Source organism: Protofrankia sp. Cr1 (assembly GCF_963555865.1).
GTDB lineage: Bacteria > Actinomycetota > Actinomycetes > Frankiales > Frankiaceae > Protofrankia.
This window is the reverse complement of the sequence record NZ_CAUVXO010000207.1, coordinates 1-2,486: the sequence shown is the minus strand read 5'-3', so window position 1 is coordinate 2,486 and position 2,486 is coordinate 1. Positions and strand designations below refer to the sequence as shown.

Below are 2,486 nucleotides of genomic sequence, written 5' to 3'. Positions count from 1 at the left end.
GTCGGGCTCCCGCCAGATCAGCTCGAGTTTCTCTTCATCAAGAAAGGCTGCCGTCAGGTTTGACTGGGGGTCCAGGTCCACGGCAAGAACATTTTTCCCGAGCCGCTGAAGCATGTGCGCGAGGTGGTAGATGAGGGTCGTCTTCCCTACGCCACCCTTGTTATTAAACAGCGTCACCGAGATCACGTCACGCTCCCGATGATCACAATCCACGAGGAGTTATCGACGATGAACTCAGGATCGGGATTGCCGTTCCGGCTCAATGACGCCCGGATACGCCCGATACCACGGCCGAACTGGTTGACGTATCCCAGCGACTTCATCGCGGCGGCAAGCGAGGGGTTCCGGTAGTCGTTGACCCGGTCGAAGTTGTCTGACCGAACCTGGCCGAACGGTCCACCGGGATTGGTCACCTCGATCCGGTCGTCAAACCAGGCGACGCGGACCGGCGCATTCGATGACTCGTAGTTGCGGTGCATGATCGCATTCATGCACACCTCTCGGAGCGCCTCGATCGGATAGTCCGGCCTCGGCTCCTCGCGAAACCCGCTCACCTCGATCAGTCGGGTGTGCAGATGTCCCTTGAACAAAGTCTCCAGCCGTTCCGCCACGTTGATGACATTGATCCGGAGTTCCTGCTCATCCTGAACGACACTACCGACGTCATTCCCCTCGTACCGAATGAACTGGACGTACGCGCCGGCAATCCGGGCGCTCGGGTCCAGCCCGACAACGAGGAGGCCAAGGACGGTCGGGGTGCCGTCTGTGTCGGCGAGTCGCAGTGACGCCAGATGCTGCTCGGTCGGCCTACCGTTCTCCTCCAGGACCGACAGATCGACCGCGGAGCGTAGGTAGTCCGACCGGAAAAGATCGAGATCGAGGTCGTCGGTGGTGCTGCCTGTGACGGGACGGACGTCGAACGGAGTTTCAAAGGAACGCCTCCGCTCGGAGAGCACCCGCTCGTCGTCGCGGGTCGCCCTGCGGGTTGACGGTCCCGGCCGCACCCAGACGACGTTGTCGAACCGGACCGGTGGGGTCCGGGACGCACTCACGTCGATCTGGACGACCGGTTGCCCCTGAAATATGGCGCGACTCACCACGATCGAAGGCCGATCCAGAATCCTCCCCTCATCACGGATGCTGGTAAGCCCGAGCAGCGCCTGATCCGATGTGTCGACCTGCTCGACCGGCCTACCAGACTTGTCGACGCCGATGATCAGGCATCCGCCGCCCAGTCCCGGTAGATCGTTGGCCAGAGCACAGATCGCCTCGCGGATGGCGTTACGGTCCTTGGCCTCCCGCTTGAACTCGAGGTTGGCGGTCTCCTGGGTACCCAGGGCCGTCGCAAGATCTGTTCTCATGACGCTGATTCTGTCCCACCCGTAGTAGGGAAACCTTGTCAGCAGGTGCCGCGTTGCCTCCGATGTCGCTCATCTCGGCTGGATCAGGGCGCAGCCCGTCGACAGGCCCGCCCGAAGGGGGCTTGTGACGCGACCGTCGCACCGTCAGATCGTCGGGCGCCAGCTGGGGAAAGGGAGACCTCAACGACCCGGCCGGCTCTCAAGGATGTGAATCTGATGCTTCTATCGCAGCATCAGATTCACATCCTTCAGCCTCGTGAACCGATGCGTTCTGGTCTGATCCACCAGTTCGCGCTCGCATGCGGACGCATGATCGACCTAATAGATCATGACCGTCCCACTTCCCGGGCCGTCTGTGGACCGTGACGTGCGAGCAGGACGGCACGGTCACGGCAGACCACGAAAGGCCAGATGCCCAGGTCAGCGACATGATCCGGGCATCGGCGCAGGTACGACGGATGAGTCGGCCGGTACGCCGGGTTCTGTAGGCCGGGCGCCTTGCGGCCCCCGACCGGCGGTCATCTATCTCGGGCTGGCGTTGCCGACAGCCTCCAGCGGTCCACCCGCAGGCTCGGGCGGGCAGCCCTCGAACGCCTGCGCAGTTCCCGGGCCTCACGGCCCCGGAACCTTTCGACCTTGCTCCGGGTGGGGTTTACCTAGCCGCCCGGGTCACCCCGGGCGCTGGTGCGCTCTTACCGCACCGTTTCACCCTTACCGGCATCCGAGGACACCGGCGGTCTGTTTTCTGTGGCACTGTCCCGCGGGTCACCCCGGGTGGGTGTTACCCACCACCCCGCCCTGTGGAGCCCGGACGTTCCTCGGCGGCTCCACCGCAGCGGAACCGACCGCAGCGGAACCGACGCGACCGCCTGGCCGACTCATCCGTGATCCTGAGCATATGACACCGCGACCGGGTCCGGCCTGGCGTGACAACCACGTATTGGGATACTGCGTGTCGAAGACAGCGCAGACCGACTGTCGGGTCGCTCATGAGACAAGGGACGGGGATCGGCCTTGACGACGCCCGGAGATCAATCCGCCAGGAAAATCGACTACACCCGGCCGGCTGTGCCACCGGCTGGGAGCGCTCCTGCGCCGCAGCCCAGCGGACCGGGGCTCGCCGCA

The 2,486-nt window shown here is 64.1% G+C and carries 2 protein-coding genes and 1 other RNA gene; all 3 read right to left on the bottom strand.

Translation table 11 applies throughout. The features are described 5' to 3' along the window. A partial coding sequence (locus tag U9980_RS16230) for a ParA family protein (RefSeq protein ID WP_322768685.1) occupies positions 1 to 186 on the bottom strand: 186 nt, incomplete at its 3' end. Next, positions 183 to 1,361 carry an ATP-binding protein gene (locus tag U9980_RS16225; RefSeq protein WP_322768684.1) on the bottom strand — a complete coding sequence of 393 codons (1,179 nt, stop codon included), beginning with the start codon at positions 1,359 to 1,361 and terminating at the stop codon, positions 183 to 185. The genes U9980_RS16230 and U9980_RS16225, both read right to left, overlap by 4 nt. Positions 1,362 to 1,816: 455 nt before the next feature. Next, positions 1,817 to 2,242: RNase P RNA component class A (gene rnpB / locus U9980_RS16220), an RNA gene on the bottom strand. Positions 2,243 to 2,486 lie beyond the last annotated feature (244 nt).

What these genes read in the sequence shown, in the direction of transcription:
- U9980_RS16225 (WP_322768684.1), bottom strand. Translation starts at nt 1,361, where the DNA reads ATGAGAACAGATCTTGCGACGGCCCTGGGTACCCAGGAGACCGCCAAC.